This is a genomic window from Scytonema hankhaensis NUACC26, from assembly GCF_045865695.1.
Taxonomy (GTDB): Bacteria; Cyanobacteriota; Cyanobacteriia; order Cyanobacteriales; family Nostocaceae; genus Scytonema.
Genome location: NZ_BAACAP010000220.1, coordinates 71,744 through 92,632 on the forward strand (window position 1 = coordinate 71,744; position 20,889 = coordinate 92,632).

Here is a 20,889-nt window from a genome sequence, read left to right on the forward strand (position 1 = left end):
CTTTTGATGGGCATTGCCCACCGGAGCTAACTTTTGGTAGGTAATACTTTTGGTGGGCAATGCCCACCAAAGCTGATAATCAGCCATTAGCTATTAGCCAATAAAAATTGTGCTTCTTCATCTGATAAATTATCCAATTCAGCTAACAAAGAATTTATTTCATCATCTTCTGTTGTTTCAGCTTGAAGTTGAATAATAAATTCAGCCAAATCAGCAATTCTTGGTGTTTCAAAAAATTGATTCAAAGGCATTTCTATACCGAAAGCTTGGCGCGAGCGGGATATTGCTTGTGTAACCAAAAGTGAATGTCCACCCAGTTCAAAGAAGTTATCATAAATGCTGACTTGTTCTATACCCAAAAGTTGTGACCAAATCTCAGCGAGAACTTCTTCTGTAGGAGTGCGAGGTGGAACATAGTTATTGCGATCGCTAAAATGAGATGCATCTGGAGCGGGTAATGCACCGCGATTTACCTTTCCATTAGGGTATAACGGCATCTTATCCAAAATGACAAAGGCAGATGGTACCATGTGTTTTGGTAAACGCTCTGTTAAAAAACCTCGCAATTGATTTGAGTTTAGGGCATTTGCATCGGAGTGGAGAACAACATACGCGACTAACCGTTTGTCACCAGGAACATCTTCTCTAGCCATGACTAATGCTTGTTGCACTGCCGAATGTTGGCTGAGCAATGCTTCAATTTCTCCTAATTCAATACGGAAACCGCGAATTTTGACTTGGTAATCAATTCTACCCAAAAATTCAATGTTTCCATCTGACAAGTAACGTGCTAAATCCCCCGTTTTATATAATTTTGAATTGTCAAAGGGGTTGGGGATAAACTTTTCTTTTGTCAGTTCGGGACGGTTGAGATAACCAGTAGCCAAACCAATTCCGCCAATATGCAACTCTCCTACATGACCAACAGGTACGGGTTGCAAATTGGTATCTAAGATATAAGTTTGCACGTTAGGAATTGGGCGACCAATAGGAACATTAATGTTTTGCACGCCGGACTGACTTCTCCAAGCAGTTACATCGATAGACGCTTCTGTTGGACCATAGCAATTGACCAAAAGATTGCCTAAATTTAAACAACCATGAAAGCGCTCCATTAACTCTACTGATAGAACTTCACCACCTGTGGAGACATGTCTGAGACTGCGACACTGCTCAAATTTCTTTTCCTCTAACAGAGCATTCATTATGGATGGAACTAAACCAATAATGGTGATTTGCCGCTCAATAATTTCATGCACCAGATAAGCTGTGTCTTTGTGTCCGCCAGGACGAGCCATTACCAACTGACCGCCAAATGATAAAGGCCAGAATAGTTGCCACACTGAGGGGTCAAAACTCAAAGAATAAGTTTGTAAGACTTTATCTTGTGCGGTCAGTTCAAACGTTTCTTGCCGCCAGTGGAGCATATTGCTAATTCCACGGTGAGGAATCATGACACCTTTGGGTTTTCCTGTAGAACCAGAGGTGTAGATGATGTACAGCAAGGAATCGGCTGTCATCTCACAGTTGGGGTTTTGTTGGCTATATCTACTTATAGGTTCCCAATCTGAGTCCAAACAAATTAGTTGCGCTTCATGATTTGGTAAACTTTCAACACATTTCTTTTGAGCCAGTATGACTGGTATTTGGGTATCTTCTATCAGGAAGGTTAATCGGTCTTTGGGATACTCTGGATCGAGAGGTACATAAGCTCCACCTGCTTTAAGAATTCCCAACAGCCCTACTACCACTTCTAAAGAGCGTTCCATACAAATACCTACGAAAACACCAGGTTGAACGCCAAAAGTTTTCAGGTAGTGAGCTAGTTGGTTGGCGCGATTATTTAACTCTTGATAAGTTAATTGCTCGCCTTCAAACAGCACCGCCACTGCGTTTGGGCTGCGCTTCACCTGGTTTTCAAAAAACTCATGAACGCATTGCTGGGGATAATCTTTATGAGTATTGTTCCATTCACCTAATAACTGGCGTTCGGCAGATGTGAGTATTGGCAATTGACCGATCGCTTGCTGTGGGGAAGCAACAATTGCTTCCAGCAATGTCTGAAAATGCCCGTTCATGCGCTCGATAGTAGTAGCATCAAACAAGTCGGTGTTGTATTCCCATACTCCTCGCAATCCCCGTTCTGTTTCTTCAATTGACAAAGCCAGATCTAATTGAGATACTAGACTATCTATTTCTACAGGAGTTACAGTTAGTCCGGGCAACTCTAATGTTTGTCTGGGTGTATTTTGCAAGACAAACAGGACTTGGAATAAGGGATGGTACGAGAGCGATCGCTCTGGCTGCAACTCTTGAACTAGCTTGTCAAAAGGCAGGTCTTGATGGGCGTAGGCGGACATTGCCGTCACTCGCACCTTTTGCAATAGTTCCCGAAAACTGAGGTTACCAGATACGTTGCAACGGAAAACCAACGTATTGACAAAAAATCCTATTAACTCTTCTGTCTCAGCATGATTTCGCCCTGCAATTGGAGAACCAACCAAAATATCTTCCTGACCGCTATAGCGGTACAGCAGGATTTGGAATGCTGCTAGCAATGTCATGAACAGCGTCACGCCTTCTTGCCGTGACAGTGCTTGCACTGATGTATATAAATTTTTAGGTATTATGAAAGACTGCTTTGCACCTCGGTAAGTTCGCACGGGTGGTCGCGGTCTATCCGTGGGCAATTCCAGAACTGGGTTTGCACCTGCTATTTGTTGTCGCCAATAGTTCAATTGGTTTTCTAGTACCTCACCACAAAACCATTGACGTTGCCAATTTGCATAATCAGCATATTGAATGGGTAATTCTGGTAGTGGATTTGGCAAATCGCTAGTAAACGCTTGGTAAAGAGTTGTCAATTCCTCAAACACAATGCTCTTTGACCAACCATCTGTGGCGATATGGTGCATCACCAGCAATAAAAGATGCTCTTGTGGCGATCGCACTATCAAACAACCACGCAACATCAAATCTGATGTGAGGTCGAAAGGACGTTGTACTTCATCTTGCAGCAATTGTTGTACAAGAGAATTTTCCGTTGCCAAGGAAGCTTGTAGGTCATAAACTTTCAGTTCTACAGCTCTTGGTTCGCGAATAACCTGTACTGGTTTGCCATCTTCTGCAACAAAGTTAGTTCGCAAAACTTCGTGATGGGCAATAACTGCATCTAATGACCGTTGCAGTACACTCACGTTCAACTTACCTTGTAACCGTAGCACTTCAGGAATATGATAAGCAGCATTGTTTGGCTCTAGTTGTTCCAAAAACCACAGTCGTTGCTGAGCAAAGGATAAAGGAGATGACTGTCGGTTGGTGATTCGAGTTATGGTTTGGTATTCTTTAGTTCCTTGGCTCTGGTTTAAGGCGATCGCACTTGCTAAACTCGCGATCGTTGGTGTCTCAAATAATGACTGTAACGGAATTTCTACACCAAAGATTTGACGCATCCTAGCAATAACCTGCATTGCTTGCAGTGAATGTCCCCCTAATTCAAAGAAGTTATCGTGGATACCAATGCAATCTAATCTGAGAATTTGCGACCAAATTCCTGCTAGATCTTCTTCTACCCGATCTCGTGGTGCTACAAAAACTCCTTCAAGATCGGGTCTACTTGTATCTGGTGCGGGTAAAGCCCATCTATTTACCTTACCGTTTGCTGTCAAGGGCATCTTATCGAGTAACATCAGGACTGATGGCACCATAAATTCTGGTAACTGCTGCTTCAAAAAGTTTCGCAGTTCTGTTATGGTTGGCGGCTGCTCTCGATCGAGAACAACATAAGCTACCAAACGCTTTTCGCCTGGAATGTCCTCTCGGCACAATACTACATTCTCTCTCACGCTGGGGTGTTGACCCAGAACAGACTGAATTTCTCCAAGTTCGACCCGTATCCCGCGAATCTTGACTTGGTGGTCGAGGCGTCCAAGAATTTCTAGGGAACCATCTAGACGGTAGCGTCCGCGATCGCCTGTATAGTAAAGTAAGTCTTGTTCATCATCGCGCCTTGGGTTTTGCACAAACCGCTTTTGATATTCTTCAGGAGCATTGATGTAGCCTAAAGTTCGGAATGGTGTCCGCAGAACGATTTCACCCGATTCGCCGATACCACATAATGTATTGTTTTCTCCCAACACCAATGCTTGAGTTTCAGGTAGTGGCAATCCCACTGGCTGCACGCCGGGAGAAGGACTAACAGGCACTTGATAGAAACATTTTGCCAGAGTTGTTTCTGTTGGTCCGTAAAGATTGATAATTTCCCCAGAAAAAGGAAAAGCTTGACGCCATCGATGCACAAGAGCATCTGTAAGCGGTTCTCCTGCAAAGAACACCCATCGTAACGAACCCAAGGACACTGTTGGTGGAACGCTGAGCAACCATGATTGGGCGAGTGCTGGAACGGTATGCAGTGTTGAAATACGCTCGCGTTCCAACCAAGTCATAATTCGCTCTGGTCTTAGGTCGTGACTGTCTTCCAGTAAACAAAGAGTTGCTCCACTGGTTAAGGGTAAGAAAATATCTCTGAGTACGACATCAAAAGATAGACCTGTTAATTGAGCGCTGCGGTCTTGAGGTGCGATGGCAAATGTTTGTCTCTGCCAAGTGAGAAAGTGGCTCAGCCCTTTGTGACGTCCCAAGACTCCTTTAGGCGTACCAGTGGTTCCAGAAGTAAAGAAAATATAAGCGGGATCGTCAGACTGGATTTCGGGTAGGTTTACTGTTCCTAAAGTTAAATAAGCTTCGTCATCAAGTAATAACCCTTTGTCTGAGTCTATAGAAGTCACCTCGACAGACAAAATCTCCTGCATCCACCCATCTTCAGGTTGTCGATCTCCAACGTAGAGTATGTGCTTTACTTTTGCTACCTCAAGCATAAGCTGTTGGCGATGACTAGGAAGATTGCGATCGAGAGTTAGCAAGACTCCCCCACTTAAAAATACGCCGATTGCACTCGCTATCAGCCCAAAGCTTCTTAACCCGCAAACAGCTACTGTGTCTCCCGGCTTGATGTTACGAGTTATTAGAAATTTTGCAATTGCATTTGCATGAAGCGCTAATTCTCTATAAGTCCAAAAACGCTCGCCTTGAGAAATAGCAACCTGTTCCGGGGTCAGGTTAGCCCAAGATGCGAACATATGAGTCACTAACTCGTACCGTGATTCGGGCAAAACCGCACTTGCATCAGGAAGTAAAAGACGGGCTTCTGGCGTTACCAGTGAATAGGAATTAATAGGTCTGTTTGTATCGGCAACAATCTGTTCGAGCAAATATTGGTATTGAGCTAGAATGCAATTGATGCGTTCCGAAGAGAATAAAGAACACTGATATACCAGTTGTAAATTTAACTCTTTTTCCTGCTCTTCTACTAATAGGGTTAAATCTAATTTTGATACATAGTTATCCAAATCCCCTAATGTAGTGAGAAAATCCAATGTTGGCTTGGATGCATTCTGTAGAGCAAACATCACTTGGAACAAAGGATGATAGGAGAGCGAGCGCTCTATTTGAAGTTCTTCGACAAGTTTTTCAAATGGTAGGTCTTGGTTAGCTTTCGCTTCTAAAGTAACCAAATGTACTTTTTGTAACAAATCCCGAAAAGTAGGATTACCAGACATATTAGTCCGTAAGACCACAACATTCGCGTTTTCCTCTATCGGTTGTCCATCTTCTACGATCGCCGGACATCCAACTAAAATGTCTTCTTGGCGGCTGTAGCGGTATAGCAGAGTTTGGAAAGCTGTTAACAATGTAGAGACAAGGGTTGCGCCTTCCTGTTGCGATAATGCGCGTAGGGCTTGCAATAGACTTTGAGAAAGTATAAAAGATTGCTTTTCTACTCCATATGTTTGTACTGAAGATCGTGGTTTATCTGTGGGCAACTCTAGCACTAAACTGGCATTTGCCAATTGTTTTTTCCAATAATCCAGTTGCTTGTCTAATTGAATATGTGACTGAGAGTGTAAATTTTGGTCTATGGGGAGCATAATCTGAATTACTAAGCAACGACTAGTGTAGTTTTTAAATTTGGTAAATTTCTAAATTTTTTCCGGATACTCTGCCTTCCTTTAAGAACAGCCTTTTGAGAAGTTTCTCAAGACTAAGCTGGAATTATTTTTCTCTTTAAATATACTTAGTGTTATTCGCCGAGTCCTCTAAATAGTTGCAAAATTCCATATTTAATAGATACCAAAAAAAATGTAAAGTTATAGTTGAAATACCGAGCGGCATTATGAAATTACTGTGTAGGTAAGATAATTTTCGTAAAGACGCGCCATGGCTCGTCTTTACATTCTTATGTGGAGACCTCTAATGAGTTAAATCTAAATTTTCTTGCAATTGCTCTTGTGCTATCTGTATTAATTGGCGAGCCTTCTCTAACTTAGTTTCATCTTTAATCTTTTGATTAAACTTCTGTGAATACACAGTTTCAAGGTAATGTAAATAAGATTTCAGATACTGAATGCGTAAGCGGGGATTTTTATCCTGAAGAAACAGAACATCAGACTCTACCATATAACGAATCACAAACATGGGGATGGGGCTTTGAAAGGGATGGAATTTGGGATTATGTGCTCCTGTTCCTTGAGTATGTTTGTGAAATTCTCCTATCATCAGCCCTAATTCCACAAAAAAAGGCTTTAAGATTTGGTGGTTACTATCAATGATTTCAGTGGCGTCTTCAGGATCGACATCAGGTAGAACGATTAACATTGCTTTTTTTAAGGCGGCTACTCCCTCTCGTGGTTCTGTTTCAAGAAAAATATCTCGGTAACGTAAAACACTATCTATCAATTGTTGCCTTTCCAAATTTTTAATCCTGAGAACTGCTAAAGACATACTATTCGACCTGATTGAGTGAGGAACAAACGGGCATACAGGTCCTGGTCTACCCAAATCCGGATGAGAACGCCCTACAAAATTTTCAACCCACTCCATAGTTTTAATTAAGTAGGGAAGGTCTTGTTCTAGCTGATTTAGATCGGTAGGTGTATAAAGTTGCATTGCGGTTATTGGGTTAGATGTTTTTCTTGTGAATGAAAATTTTTAACTTTATGCAAAATGAAGTCATAAAGAAACAAACATAAGAAATTCCTTTATGGCTTATAGGAAAATGACTTTTGGTTTAGCAGCTAGTACAGAAAGGTAGAAGTACGGAGGTAGAGGGTAGAAGGCACAAAAGCTTACAGTGAAGACTGTTTCTCTGTTACTAATGGTTACCTTATTTCCGTTATTCTGTACTAGCAGTCTTCTTAAATCCGTTGCTCCATAGAAACAAATGTATGTATTTTCCAAGTGTTCTTATACGTGGCTTTGCTAGAGCTTTGTAAAATTGAGCCGTTAGATGCTTTCTTCATACAAATATTTTTTCTTCACAAAAATACCTCGCTGACTCATGTGTTTCCACGTACTATATAGGTCTATCAAAAAAAATGTAAAATTCAAACTGAGAAGACGGACTATAATTGTAAAATTTTAGTGTAGAAAAGAGAATGTCACTCTTTTGACACAATGCGATCGCTCTAGCTATATAAGTTTTTGAAGAAAATTATCATTTTTATCGATAGACCATGAAAATGGAAATAGTACAACTTGTTAACTATTTCTTAAGTAAAATTTTGATGAAGTTTATCTAAAGGCTTATCAAAAAATTTATGAACGAACTTTTCGAGATCTATGTTTCTACGGAAGAATACTCCCTTCTCCCTTTTAAGATTACCTACGAGTGTAGAGTGGGCATTGCCAACCCTACAAAAATCGGTAATTTTAGAGCAAAAAGGGAGTAATTCTTAGTTGCAATTAAGATAGATTTTTCTAAATGCTTTTCATAAATTGTTAGGGACTTCCAAATAAAAAAATATACAACTTTCTCTTGTGGTGCGGGCGTCTCGCCCGCTACCCGTATAGAACGGGCGAGACGCCCGCACCACAAGATGGATAATTTATTTCTTGGAAATCCCTTAGAGAAAATATTTTGTATAAAAAACTACTATATTTGCGACCGTTTGTAGAGTGGGCAATGGCAACTATTCCCTTTGGGCTCTAAAATTACCGATCTTTGTAGGGTGGGCTTTAGCCCTACCTACTTCAAATCGTTCGCGCTCGGGATGAAATTTTTTGATGGCGCTCGCTTGACTAAAAAACAAGTTTATGCATAAAAATTTTCAAGAAAAACTTAACAAGAAAAAAATTTATTTAAAATAATGTCAATTAATTTGATGTAAAAAAGTTGTCAAAATCATCAGAAAAGAAGGATGATCTGGAGTAGCTCAAAAAGTAACAACAGTCAAAGTTTGCTCCCAAGCTTACTTGGATAGTTTCTAGAGGACTTAAGTACAACAAACTAAGTAAGAGCAATTGCTTGGCAGCAGATGAGGACTGACAGAGAGAAAAACTCAGCAAAAACCTTGAAATACATGAATATCAGCAGTGCAATGACCGCAGCGCAGAGACTGGGTCAGAAATTACCGTTTCCGCTCAAGCCTTTGGCAGATTTAGCGTATAACTATTGGTGGAGTTGGACGAGCGATCGCGTTGCGATCTTCCAAACCATCGATCCCCAAGAGTGGGAACGTTGCGGTCACAATCCAGTGGCAATATTAGAAGCAGCATCATACGAGCGTCTCACCCAGTTAGCAGAAGACCCCTTTTACCTAAAGCAGATTGGGGCGCTCTCAAAAGAGTTTAATGAGTACATGACCAGACAAGACACTTGGGTAAGCCGGGTCGCACCACAAATTTCCAGAGAAAATCCCATTGCCTACTTCTGTGCCGAATTTGGTATTCATGAATCCTTACCCGTCTACTCTGGCGGTTTAGGAATCCTTGCAGGGGATCACCTCAAATCAGCATCAGATTTAGGCGTTCCAATGGTTGGAGTTGGCTTGCTGTATCGCCAGGGTTACTTTCGACAAAGGCTAAATCGGAACGGGTGGCAAGAGGACTATTATGTAGACAACCCCTTCCATCGTATGCCCATAGAGTTGATCGGGAACGAACAAGGGGAACCAGTTGTTATTCATGTAGACATTCGCCATCGTCAGGTAAAATTGCAAATTTGGCGAGTGCAAGTGGGACGAGTCAGTCTTTTCTTATTAGATAGCGATCGCCACGACAACGATCCCATAGATAGATGGCTCACCGGACATTTATACGGTGGTAACCAAGAAACCCGTATTGCTCAAGAAGTCGTTTTGGGAATTGGAGGCGTCAAAGCGCTAACAGCATTAGGCATTCAACCTGCTGTCCATCACCTCAACGAAGGACACGCCGCCTTCTGTACTTTAGAATTTGCCCGTCAGGAAATGGAACGCACGGGTAAATCATTCTACGACGTAGAAGCCGATGTGCGTTCTCGTTGCGTATTTACAACCCACACCCCCGTTCCCGCCGGTCACGATGTATTCTCACCTGACTTAATAGATTCCTTCTTTGCCCAATACTGGCCCAAGTTACGCCTTTCTCGCGAACAATTTTTGGCTTTAGGTGCAAGAAGATTAGGCGATCCCTGGGAACCCTTTGGCATGACTGTACTAGCATTGAGAATGTGCCGCACAGCCAACGGTGTGAGCGAATTGCACGGACAAGTTTCCCGCAAGATGTGGACAATTTTATATCCAGAGCGGTCTGAAGATAAAGTTCCCATCGGTTATATCACTAATGGGGTTCACGCTCCCACCTGGACAGCACCTTTATTGGCAGAGCTGTACTCTCAATATTTAGGAGCAGATTGGAAAACTCGGGCGATCGATCCCAAGATGTGGGAGAAAGTTGATGAAATTCCCGATGAAGAACTGTGGTGGCGACATAGAGTTTTGAAAGAGCGGCTCATTGCCTATACTCGCTACAGAATTAAGAAAGCTCGCGAACAGCGCGGTGAAGATTACGACAAGATTCAAGCAACCGAAACCCTACTCGATCCCAACGTGCTGACAATTGGATTTGCCAGACGCTTCAGCCCATACAAACGCGGTCACTTGCTGTTGCGTGACGCCCAACGAGCAATTAGGATTTTTGGCAACGCCCAACGTCCCGTGCAAATTATTTTTGCAGGAAAAGCTCACCCAGCAGATGAAGAAGGCAAACGCATTATTCAGCGTTTGATGGAATGGTGTCGAGATTCAGCAATTCAGCATCGAGTTGCTTTTATAGAAGATTACGACATTTACGTGGGTCAAAAACTAGTTCAAGGCGTTGATGTTTGGTTAAACAATCCCCGTCGCCCCTTAGAAGCATCAGGGACAAGCGGGCAAAAAGTTTGCTTTAACGGAGGCATTAATTGCAGCGTGCTAGATGGCTGGTGGTGTGAAGGGTACATAGCAGATGCAAATGGTAAAGGGATAAATGGGTGGGCAATTGGTGAGGATGCTCACACTAGCGATCAGGATTTGCAAGATAGTATAGATTCAGAGTCGCTTTATAAGCTTCTGGAAGAGGAAATAGTACCTCTCTACTATGACCTAGGCAGCAACGGTATTCCTCACCGTTGGGTGCAAATGATGAAAGCATCAATTAAGACAAATGCACCCCTGTTTAATACGGATAGGATGATTGCCGATTACGTATCACAGGTCTACGTTCCAGAGATTGCGACAAGTTTCCAACCTATTCTGGCAAAGGTTCTTCTTTAAAGAATTAACGTTTCCTGGTTCAGTATCAGGGCAGGTATCATACCTGCCCTTTTCTTGTTGGATTTATGTTACGCTTTAGATCCCCGACTTCTTTGAGAAGTCGGGGATCTTGCAAACTATTCACAGCAGTAATCCCTCTCACGTCTACGGTGTACGCAACAAGTTCGATTTACCCCCCTTTATCCCCCCGATGTATTGGGGGGAAACAGGAATTAAGTTCCCACTGATACGGGGGAAACTTGATTTCCGGTTCCCTCCCCTTGGTAAGGGGAGGGTTAGGGTGGGGTAAAAATAACGCTAAGACACTGATGTTAGACTTGTACATACACTGTAGCCTTTCAAGCATCGATAACAAAATAGCAGTAACTTCAGTTTTGTAAAATCTTAAGAAGAAGTTATAAAAAATGTCAGTTTTTCAGCTACCCGACGGTCCTAAGACCCATCCCTGGCTTCAAACGCTCCAGTGGCTAACCAATCCTCTGGAATATATGGAAGATTGTGAAAAGCGTTACGGTGAGATTTTTACTGTCCGCATAGGACCCCGTTTTACGCCCCAAGTTTTTACTAGCAATCCTCAAGCGATTCAGCAGATTTTTACCACAGATCCAAAATACTTGGACTCTGGTGAATCAGCTGGTATCAGATCTCCATTATTAGGGAGACAATCCATGCTGGCTTTAGAAGGAAAACCCCACCAACGACAAAGAAAGCTATTGACGCCTCCCTTTCATGGGGAACGAATGCAGGACTACACCCAGCTTATAAACAATATTACCAAGCAAGTGACCCGTCAATGGAAGGTAGGCGAATCTTTTTCTATACGACCTTTCATGCAAGCCATCTCTTTTCAAGTGATCTTAAAAGCTGTATTCGGATTACAGGAAGGGGAACGTTATGAAGATTTAACAAAGCAGTTGAGTGCATCGCTCAATCCAAAATATCCTTTGTTGAATGCTTTTGTTTTTCTTTTTCCTATCCTGCAAAGAGATTTTGGTTCGTGGAGTCCAGGGGCAAAAATGCTACAGCGAATCCAGCGTATAGATGAACTTGTCTATGCTGAAATTCGAGATCGTCAAGAGCAGCCAGATTCATCCCGCAATGATATTCTTTCTTTAATGATGTTGGCTCGTGACGAAAATGGTGAGCCAATGACTGATGTGGAGTTACGAGACGAGTTAATTACTCTATTAGTAGCAGGACATGAAACTACTGCTACTGCCTTAGCTTGGGCGTTTTACTGGATTTATAAGTTGCCACAAGTTCGCGAGAAATTGTTACAAGAAATTGACAGTTTGGGAGAAAATCCAGAGCCAAATGCTATCTTGCGATCGCCCTATTTAAGCGCAGTTTGTTCTGAGACACTACGTCTTTATCCAGTAGCAATGCTAGCGTTAAATCGAGTGGTTAAATCCCCACTAGAAATTATGGGTTACCAATTAGAACCGGGTACTTTAGTAGCTCCCTGTATTTATTTGACTCATCATCGAGAAGATTTATATCCCGATTCAAAGCAATTTAAGCCAGAGCGTTTTCTAGATCGTCAATTTGCTCCCTATGAGTATTTGCCTTTTGGTGGGGGTAATCGTCGGTGCATTGGTTTGGCATTTGCTTTGATGGAGATGAAGCTAGTTTTGGCAACAGTACTTTCTATGTGGCAATTGGAACTAGCAGAGAATCAATCCGTGCAACCAGTCCGTCAAGGTGCTCTCATAAGACCATCAGGGGGAGTGCAAATGGTGGTGAAAGGATTGCGACAAGCTCAAAAAGTTTTGGAAACTGCCACGTCCGTCTAGTTTGGTATAGATTCAGGCATTAGGTCAACTTCAGATCCTCGCTCATCTACTGTTTGCTTGGGTAGATGAGCTTTTCCGGAATGGTTTGATGCATTTGTAGGGATGCAATGCCTTGCGCCCCTATGAGTTTTTGACAACTTTTGCAAAGTTAAATTCTAAACCGTTTTGGGTATATATAAAAAAGTTATGGAACTGCAGATGAACGCGGACGCACGCGGATAAAAATGTAGCCATTACTCCCCCATAGTCTTTAAGACAGGTTTACCTGTAGATACAACCTTTTCGATAATATCAGCAGCACGCTTCAAACCACCTGCTCTGCGAATCGCTTCTTGCAAACGTACTGTATGCTTTTTGTAAGAATCTTCCGTTAGCACTCGTTGAACAGTATCTCGTAGTTTACGCACACTCAAGCGAGACAAAGGTAGTATTTCTCCAGCACCAGTCCAAGCTAAACGAGCTGCAACACCAGGTTGGTCATTGGTAATAGGTATTGTAACCATTGATACTCCATAGCTTAAAGATTCAAGAACAGTATTCAGACCTCCGTGAGTAATCGTGAGAGTTGTTCTCTTAAGTAATTCTAATTGAGGTGAATATCCGACAATCAAGGGTGTTCCTGGAAGCTTTGGCATAGATTCGGGGGTATTTCCACCACCTAGAGAAATGATTAACTGAGCGTCCAATCCCACACAAGCTTCTGCAACACAGTGGAAAATCTCTTCCTGACGATTTTGCAAAGTTCCCATTGAAGCATAAATTAGCGGTTGCCCAGTTAACTTTTCAAAAGGAAAATACACAGGTTCTCGACTGGCTGAGTCAACAAAAGGACCTGTAAAATGAAAACACGAAGGCAAATGTTGTCTGGGAAACTCAAACTCAGCAGGTTGTTGACTGATTTGCGCCAGTTTGGAGTAGGCATCATTAGTACTAGTATGAGGAGACAAATTGCACTGCTGCCGATAATCTTTTACTAGAGCTAGTATTGGTTGTGCTAAGCGCTTAATCAACGAGTAACCAATTTGGTTACGTGCAGATGCCCACCATGACGGATTATAGCTCCAGGTTGTAAAGCCAGGGGGTATCCTACTTTCCACATTAAAAATTAAGGCATTGCATACGCTTATAAATGGAATATCTAAAAACTCTGCAACAGATCCAGCCTCGCGCTTAGCCTGATCGATTAATAGTATGTCTATATGTGCTGCTTTAATGGCATCTGGTAATTCCCGCAGAGTCATTGCAACTTCTCGTTTCCCAAATTCGATTGTGTAACGTACCCCAGCAATCCCACTAAGTTTTCCTAGCATAGCGGCACGTTGGAGCATTGAACCTATTGGGAATTCAGACTTTCCAATAACATGACATTGTAGTCCAGATGAGACTACCTTTTGTTGAGTATCAAGAAGCTGGAAGATAGTAACGTTATGACCGCGCTTTTGAAGTTCTCTCCCTAATCCAAGCATGGGATTAAGATGACCAGTTTCTGAAGGGCAGACAATACCAATATGAGCCATATGCACTTTCAATACTTAATTTATTATTTTGAAACTACTTGGCGATTGTTTCCACATAGAACGCCAACCTAATGTATACAACAAGCTCTTAACTACACCAACAATTCCTTGAATTTGATAACCCAAGTATGCTCGAAGACCCAAACCTCTAATGTAGCTATTAGGGGCGTAAATACATATACTTTGAAGCATTCTCCAAAAACCTTGAGTAACATAAGTTGTGTATACAATATCAGTCCAACTTTTACTAAATTTTGTCTGTTGAGTTCCCAACCACAATAATGGTTCGCTGTCCCAAGGATCGAAAACTGTAAACTTTGTAGAAAAATCCCAATGGGGACGGACAAACATCTTACCACGCTCATTTAGCATGCTAGCAACGAAGCTGAAATTACTATTGCTGATACAAACTATGTCACACTTGCTTAATATAAAGAAGTCGATGTAAAACTCTATGTTTAAATCTTTCATTCTTTCTGGTATGTTTACTTCCAAATCTCTCCATGTTACTGGAGAAAATTTTTCAAATTCTGGAAGAATACTATCGAGATCGTCACTACAAAGGTAAAGAATTGGCTCTTCTATTTCATTCCATATGCTGTCGAGCCATTCACAATACCATTTTGTAGGAAATACCAATGTAAAACCAACCCTTGGTTCTGTAATGTAATCACTACGTCTAATATGAATAGCAATGATTGTTTTTCCTTTAGAAAAAAGTTTATTTAAACCTTCCTCTAATGGTGACTTCAGTTCCGGAACTGGCTGAAAAAGAGACCGAAAGTATTCTTGATGTGGTTTGAGTAGTTGGGTTTGTAATTGGAAAAAACCCCATAAATCAACGTTAGCTAGAGTGGAATCTAAAGCTTTTGAATCTATGCGATCGCTTTTGGCATCAGCTAGTTTTTCAAGATAAGGAATGAATTCTGGAACAACATCGAATAAAGTTGTTCCAAAGTCATTTTGCTCAATTGCAGGAGGTAAGCGTTGGGAGATGGGTGCATCTTGATGTCCAAAAAGAGTTTGACCAATCCACGAAGGACACTCTACCCTTGCTCCACTCCTTTTTGCACAAATTCTTAAGAAAGCATACTGAAACAACTGATTGCCAAAGCGTCCCAATTTACCAAGACTGGACATTGTGAGAACAGGTTCACTGACAGTTGCATCACTGTCTGTATCTGTCGATGTGGTTTTGACACTTGCTGCATCTTTGTTAAAAGTGTCAAAGACGCTAAACACTCTATTAGTTTCGCTTTCAGTAGTATATTTTGGTTTTTCCATGTCTTAACTCAAAAAATCTAGGTTTTTCAAATTTTTATCCAAGGTGTTCTCACTTAAGCTAATACTGGTTGTCCTGTAGCTACTGCCTTTTCCACAATATCAGCAGCGCGAGTCACGCCTCCCGCCTTACGAATCGCTTCTTGTAACCTCAAAGCATTCTGCTTGTAAGATTCCTGTGTTAAAACTCGCTCGATCGCATTTCGCAATCTAGATACATTCAATTTTTGTAGGGGAACAACTTCACCCGTTCCCGTCCAAGCAATACGTGCAGCTATCCCTGGTTGATCGTTTGCAATGGGAATAGCAACCATCGGTACACCATGAGTTAAGCATTCTAACGTGGTGTTTAATCCAGCATGAGTAATTGTGAGGCTAGCTTTTTGAAGCAATTCCAACTGAGGAGCATATTTAACAACTAGAGGATTTCCGGGTAGGTTGGGTAGTGCTTCTGGTGCGAGTGCGCCTCCTAAAGACATCACCAACTGAACATTTAATCCTTCACACGCTCGAGCAATATCCTGGAAAACATATTGGAGACGATTTTGCACAGTTCCCAGTGAAGCATAAATGAGCGGTTGTCCAGTCAGCTTATCGTATGGAAAAGCGATAGATTCACGACCAGTTGAGTTATGATAAGGACCTGTAAAGTGGAACCATTTGGGCAAATTCTGCCTTGGATATTCAAATTCTGCTGGTTGTTGACTAATTTGAGCGAGTGGAGAAAAAGCATCATTAGAGCGAGAGGGTAAGGGTAAGTTGTGCTGTTTTCGATACTCAGCTACAGTCTTTCTAATTGGTTTACTTACGCTCGTGAGTAATTTGTAACCCATTTGATTCCGTAGGTATGCCCACCAAGCTGGATTGTAGCTCCAGTTTTTAAAATGAGGGGGAATACTTGGTTCTCGATTGAGAACTACAGCACTACATACAGTTATATAAGGAATACCCAGAGATTCTGCAACAGATGCTCCCCCTGATGAAATTTGGTCTACTAATAGTGCTTCTACACCTATCTCTTTGATAACTTTTGGTAAATCTCGAAGGATAACAATTGCTGACTGCTTCAGCAGGTTAATTGTGTGTTTTGTTGCTGCCAATCCGTTAAGTTTCCCCAATTCTGTCAAACTTTGAGCCATTGCCCCAATAGGAAACTCAGATTCACCAATGGCTTGGAATTCCAATCCTGCTGCTATTGTTCTAGATTGACCATCAAGTACCCCAATTAAAGTAACGCGATGACCGCGATTTTGCAGTTCTTTCCCCAAGGGAAGCATGGTATTGAGGTGACCAGTTGATGCAGGACAGATTAATCCAAAATGAGTCATGGCAAAAATTGTATTACTTGACGTGACTTTAAAGATATGAAACCACACTGGCTATAGCTACGCAATAGCAGCTTATATGTTTAATAGGTATCAGTGTTATCCAGTTATGCACGTCTGGAAAATAGGGACTGGCGATTGGGGATTAGGGACTGGGAAAGAAAGATTTTTATGCAATCCATTGTGTGATGCCATCACATGAACGTCTAGCTTATAAATTAAGACATCAAGCATAGGTGGTAACGAAGTAATTTATTGCCCAATCCCCAATCGCTAATCCCCAATCCCTAATCGCTACTTAAGTGTCAAAAACTTTTCCAAGGCGGTGACTAAACTAGGAGGCCATCGACGAATATGGGCAACCCAATTAATATCCTTATAACGAGGGTCAAGCCCATATGCTGATACCCAGTTGCTCTCTGCTTCTCCTTTTTGTCCGTTTACCCAGTAAGCTGCTGTGAGCGCAGCACGCACATCAGCAAACCTGGGATATTTACGAGTAATATTTCGCATTTCGCGGATGGCTTTGTCTACTTTGCCAGTTTCATATAACGCTAAGGCGTAGTTGGCACGAGCAAAGGCAAAATTGGGGGCAATTTCAGTAGATTTTCTATAGTCTGCGATCGCATCTTCCCATCTTCCCAAACCCGACAAAGCATTTCCGCGATTGTTATATGCCATTGCGTCTTTTGGGTCGAGTTCCAAAACGTGGTTATAGTCTGCGATCGCATCATTCCACCTTCCCAACCCTTCCAATGCCGTACCGCGATTTAAGTAGGGGTCAGTCACATTTGGTGCGAGTTCCACAGCCTTATTATAGTCAGCCAGCGCCTCTTGCAATTTGTTCTGACTCACTCTGGAATTTCCCCGATTACTCAAAGCTGCTGCATTATCGGGAAATTGCTCTATAATCTTCGTCCAGTATAGTTCTGCTGTAGCAAAGTCACCCTTATTTGTAGCAGCAAAAGCTTGGTTGGCAAATTCATTTTGCTGTTGTATCTGTTCTGGAGTGAGATTTGATGATTGAGTTGCTGCGAAAGTTGGCTCAACCCAACCAAATATTAGCAATACACTTAGCAAAATCCCAATAAGTCTTAGCATTGATGTTTTTTGACAATAATACTTCTTGTTTTTTGCGATCCAGCCAATTTCCCATTTTTTGTGGAATGGGAATTTCTCATTTCTTGTGGTACGGGCGTCCCGCCCGTCACTTTAGAACAGGCGGGACGCCTGTTCCACAAGAAACTATTCTATAAAAAACTATTCCACAAGACATGAGATAACATTATTATCCAATGATTCAATTGAAATTACGGCAAAAGAGTTAACTGTTGATTGGGAGGCTTGTAACCCAAATGCTTGTACGCTGATGCTGTCGCCATTCTTCCACGGGGAGTCCGTTGCAAATAACCTATTTGCATGAGATAGGGTTCGTATACTTCCTCGATGGTTTGCGTATCTTCTCCTGTTGCCGCAGCGATTGTTTCCAATCCTACCGGACCCCCATTAAATTGTTCTATGATGACGGTTAACATCCGGCGGTCTGTCCAATCTAGCCCACAAGGATCTACCTGAAACAGTTCCAATGCTTCTGCAGCAACGACTTCGTTCACAACTCCAGAAGATTTGACTTGGGCGTAATCGCGCACTCGCTTAAGTAATCTATTGGCGATACGGGGTGTTCCGCGAGAACGACGGGCAATTTCGGTTGCTCCATCTTCTGCGATCGCGGTTTGGAGTAATTGGGCGCTTCGCAGTACAATTTGACTCAGTTCTTCTACTTCATAAAACCGCAATTTTTGAATTAAGCCAAAGCGATCGCGTAGTGGAGAAGTCAGTGCGCCGACGCGAGTTGTAGCTCCCACCAAGGTAAACTTTGATAGTGGTAAACTCCGTGTCCGAGCGCTAGAACCTTTACCAATGGTAATATCCAAGCGATAATCTTCCATTGCTGGGTATAAAATTTCCTCTGTCATTCTTGACAGTCGATGAATTTCATCGATAAATAAAACATCTCCTGGTTTTAGATTCACCAACAACCCGACAATATCTCTGGGGCGTTCTAAGGCGGGCGCACTCGTGATTTTGTAGCTGACTCCCATTTCTGACGCCAAAATCATCGCCATTGTTGTTTTGCCCAAACCCGGAGGACCATACAGTAGGAGGTGATCCAGCACTTCACCTCTTGATTTAGCTGCCTTGATGGCGATGTCCAATACCTCTTTTAAATCCTTCTGCCCAATGTAGTCTGCAAATCTTTGCGGTCTTATGCTTTCTTCTTGCTTGCCTTCGTCAACAGCTGCTTCGGGTTGCAATAAATTGTCTTTAGGCGGTGATGCGCTTGACTCATGACGCTTTTTTGGGTTTTCATTTGGATCTTGAGGCTGTTTTTTGGAGGAGATAATCGCCATAGTTCGAGCTATCAACGTTTATAGAGAGTGGGCAAGGGGTAACGGGAAAATTTAACACCTTTACCTAATCTTGTCCTTCTTCTATTTTCCACCCATAGCCCTCTATCTTAGCGTTCTAAGAAAATTTTCATTTTGTAATACTCTCGCCTTAGAATTTAAGTTCTGGACGAGCGCGACAGGAGTGCAAAAGTACTGATGCTATCCAAGAGAATCTTACCTTGCCTGGATGTGAAGGCGGGACGTGTTGTCAAGGGAGTGAACTTTGTTGACTTGAAGGATGCTGGCGATCCAGTGGAGATGGCTAAGGTTTACAACGATGCTGGTGCGGATGAGTTAGTGTTTCTTGATATTACAGCCACTCATGAAGACCGGGATACCATTATTGACGTTGTTTACCGCACTGCAGAACAAGTTTTCATTCCTTTGACTGTTGGTGGCGGTATCCAAACCTTAGAAAATGTTAAAAATCTTTTACGAGCTGGGGCGGACAAGGTTAGTATTAATTCATCGGCGGTACGAGCTCCAGATTTTATCAATCGGGCAAGCGATCGCTTTGGCAATCAGTGCATAGTTGTTGCAATTGATGCCAGAAGACGACAAGACCCCAATAACCCAGGTTGGGACGTGTACGTGCGTGGGGGGCGCGAAAATACTGGCATAGATGCCTTATTCTGGGCAAAAGAAGCTGAAAAGCGTGGAGCAGGAGAACTCCTAGTTACCAGTATGGATGCTGATGGTACTCAGGCAGGATATGATATAAAATTAACACGTGCTATTGCTGAAGCCGTACAAATTCCAGTTGTTGCATCTGGTGGCGCTGGCAACTGCGAGCATATTTATGCTGCTGTAACAGAAGGTAAAGCAGAAGCAGCTTTACTAGCATCACTTTTACATTACGGACAGTTAAGCGTGAGTGAGATCAAGTCTTATTTGAGCGATCGCCATATTTCCGTCAGAGTGTAAACCTAAGCAGCAAGAACATTTTGTATCCGCAGCTAGAGTAGTTCAACACAGTTCTTGGAAACGATGTTAATATAAGTTAACAAGAATTAATATAGTAAAGATATGTTGATACCTATTTTAGTATTTGATGTAGCGCTGGTTGCTTGGTCGCTACACCTAATGGAAAAAGCATATGAGAACAAAGAATTTTCTTTGATGCTGGCTGGGACGCTAGTGGCTCTTGCAGCAGCTGCCATGTTAGTTGTTTACTTTCTCATGGGACACTGCATGAGTTACTTGCTACAAGCATCATACGGATAGTTGTCAATGGCTGAAGCTAAATGGTAAACTTTATCAATTAGCTATTAGTCAATATAGAGCAAGATAGTAAACAAAATCGATTTAGAAATAAATTTATGACAGACTATGTTGCTTTATTAAACGACGTTCTGAGAAATGTAGAAGGGGAACCGGGCTGGAAAGTCATGGGTATAGGTGCTGAGAAAGACAGCCCTGGCTTTGCCTACACCATAGGTTTGTTCCACAACTACAAACATCCAGAAATTATTTTGTTTGGACTCCCTATTGAAATTGCTTTTACCCTACTTAACGACGTGGGCGATCGGGTAAAAAGAGGGGAGGTTATTCAGCCCAACGTTATCTATACGGACTTAGTACAAAAGTATCCCGTCATATTTAAAGATATCCCAAATAATGACAGCGATATTAGAGAGGAACTTTTTGGTATAGCTGTCAGATTCTACGGTCATGTGAATTTTCCAGTGCTCCAATTTATTTGGACTGACCCCAAAGGTAAATTTCCTTGGGAAGACGACTGTGAAATGAAAACCAAACTCTGTCAGCCTTTAGCATGGCAAGAGTTATCTCCTAGTCCATGATTGACTGAACATTTCTTTTTGTAAGACGTTGGGCGAGGAAATAATTCCTCAATGGTGCAAGGATTTAGGAATTGCTCATGCACTGGATAA

The 20,889-nt window shown here is 42.1% G+C and carries 12 protein-coding genes; 5 read left to right on the forward strand and 7 right to left on the reverse strand.

The genetic code is table 11. From position 1 onward, the window contains the following. Positions 1–86: 86 nt before the first annotated feature. On the reverse strand, positions 87–5,987 hold the full coding sequence (locus tag ACKTT2_RS30485; RefSeq protein ID WP_407893761.1) for a non-ribosomal peptide synthetase: 5,901 nt from the start codon (positions 5,985–5,987) through the stop codon (positions 87–89). A 322-nt stretch (positions 5,988–6,309) separates the two neighbouring features. Then, positions 6,310–7,005, reverse strand: coding sequence for a DUF6875 domain-containing protein (locus ACKTT2_RS30490; protein ID WP_407893763.1), 696 nt, complete (start codon positions 7,003–7,005; stop codon positions 6,310–6,312). Positions 7,006–8,417: 1,412 nt separating this feature from the next. Here ACKTT2_RS30490 and glgP point away from each other — a divergent pair. Further along, positions 8,418–10,631: an alpha-glucan family phosphorylase gene (gene glgP / locus ACKTT2_RS30495; RefSeq protein ID WP_407893784.1), complete on the forward strand. Its 2,214-nt coding sequence runs from the start codon at positions 8,418–8,420 to the stop codon at positions 10,629–10,631. A gap of 404 nt (positions 10,632–11,035) precedes the next feature. Further along, positions 11,036–12,424: a cytochrome P450 gene (locus ACKTT2_RS30500; protein WP_407893765.1), complete on the forward strand. Its 1,389-nt coding sequence runs from the start codon at positions 11,036–11,038 to the stop codon at positions 12,422–12,424. Positions 12,425–12,657: 233 nt separating this feature from the next. Here the strand turns inward: ACKTT2_RS30500 and ACKTT2_RS30505 are convergent, their stop codons facing one another. The 5 genes from ACKTT2_RS30505 to ruvB all read right to left on the reverse strand — a co-directional run bounded on the left by ACKTT2_RS30505 (position 12,658) and on the right by ruvB (position 18,958). After that, positions 12,658–13,941 carry a glycosyltransferase gene (locus tag ACKTT2_RS30505; protein WP_407893767.1) on the reverse strand — a complete coding sequence of 428 codons (1,284 nt, stop codon included), beginning with the start codon at positions 13,939–13,941 and terminating at the stop codon, positions 12,658–12,660. Between the two features lie 15 nt (positions 13,942–13,956). Next, a complete protein-coding gene (locus ACKTT2_RS30510; protein WP_407893769.1) occupies positions 13,957–15,225 on the reverse strand; it encodes an alpha-1,2-fucosyltransferase in 1,269 nt (422 codons plus the stop codon). A 53-nt stretch (positions 15,226–15,278) separates the two neighbouring features. Further along, positions 15,279–16,550 carry a glycosyltransferase gene (locus ACKTT2_RS30515; RefSeq protein WP_407893771.1) on the reverse strand — a complete coding sequence of 424 codons (1,272 nt, stop codon included), beginning with the start codon at positions 16,548–16,550 and terminating at the stop codon, positions 15,279–15,281. Positions 16,551–16,841: 291 nt separating this feature from the next. Further along, positions 16,842–17,648: a tetratricopeptide repeat protein gene (locus ACKTT2_RS30520; protein WP_407893773.1), complete on the reverse strand. Its 807-nt coding sequence runs from the start codon at positions 17,646–17,648 to the stop codon at positions 16,842–16,844. Between the two features lie 209 nt (positions 17,649–17,857). After that, positions 17,858–18,958: a Holliday junction branch migration DNA helicase RuvB gene (gene ruvB / locus ACKTT2_RS30525; RefSeq protein ID WP_407893775.1), complete on the reverse strand. Its 1,101-nt coding sequence runs from the start codon at positions 18,956–18,958 to the stop codon at positions 17,858–17,860. Positions 18,959–19,153: 195 nt separating this feature from the next. On the opposite strand from ruvB, the gene hisF reads away from it, so the two are divergent. The 3 genes from hisF to ACKTT2_RS30540 all read left to right on the forward strand — a co-directional run bounded on the left by hisF (position 19,154) and on the right by ACKTT2_RS30540 (position 20,799). After that, positions 19,154–19,921, forward strand: coding sequence for an imidazole glycerol phosphate synthase subunit HisF (gene hisF, locus ACKTT2_RS30530; protein ID WP_407893777.1), 768 nt, complete (start codon positions 19,154–19,156; stop codon positions 19,919–19,921). Positions 19,922–20,023: 102 nt separating this feature from the next. Then, entirely contained in the window at positions 20,024–20,221 is a 198-nt protein-coding gene (locus ACKTT2_RS30535) for a hypothetical protein (protein ID WP_017745655.1), read from the forward strand. Between the two features lie 95 nt (positions 20,222–20,316). Continuing rightward, a complete protein-coding gene (locus ACKTT2_RS30540) occupies positions 20,317–20,799 on the forward strand; it encodes a DUF4262 domain-containing protein (RefSeq protein WP_407893780.1) in 483 nt (160 codons plus the stop codon). Positions 20,800–20,889: the final 90 nt, after the last annotated feature.

Bases quoted from the DNA above. Each gene is read 5' to 3' on its own strand.
- ACKTT2_RS30485 (WP_407893761.1), bottom strand. From the start codon at position 5,987: ATGCTCCCCATAGACCAAAATTTACACTCTCAGTCACATATTCAATTA.
- ACKTT2_RS30490 (WP_407893763.1), bottom strand. From the start codon at position 7,005: ATGCAACTTTATACACCTACCGATCTAAATCAGCTAGAACAAGACCTT.
- glgP (WP_407893784.1), top strand. From the start codon at position 8,418: ATGAATATCAGCAGTGCAATGACCGCAGCGCAGAGACTGGGTCAGAAA.
- ACKTT2_RS30500 (WP_407893765.1), top strand. From the start codon at position 11,036: ATGTCAGTTTTTCAGCTACCCGACGGTCCTAAGACCCATCCCTGGCTT.
- ACKTT2_RS30505 (WP_407893767.1), bottom strand. From the start codon at position 13,941: ATGGCTCATATTGGTATTGTCTGCCCTTCAGAAACTGGTCATCTTAAT.
- ACKTT2_RS30510 (WP_407893769.1), bottom strand. From the start codon at position 15,225: ATGGAAAAACCAAAATATACTACTGAAAGCGAAACTAATAGAGTGTTT.
- ACKTT2_RS30515 (WP_407893771.1), bottom strand. From the start codon at position 16,550: ATGACTCATTTTGGATTAATCTGTCCTGCATCAACTGGTCACCTCAAT.
- ACKTT2_RS30520 (WP_407893773.1), bottom strand. From the start codon at position 17,648: ATGCTAAGACTTATTGGGATTTTGCTAAGTGTATTGCTAATATTTGGT.
- ruvB (WP_407893775.1), bottom strand. From the start codon at position 18,958: ATGGCGATTATCTCCTCCAAAAAACAGCCTCAAGATCCAAATGAAAAC.
- hisF (WP_407893777.1), top strand. From the start codon at position 19,154: ATGCTATCCAAGAGAATCTTACCTTGCCTGGATGTGAAGGCGGGACGT.
- ACKTT2_RS30535 (WP_017745655.1), top strand. From the start codon at position 20,024: ATGTTGATACCTATTTTAGTATTTGATGTAGCGCTGGTTGCTTGGTCG.
- ACKTT2_RS30540 (WP_407893780.1), top strand. From the start codon at position 20,317: ATGACAGACTATGTTGCTTTATTAAACGACGTTCTGAGAAATGTAGAA.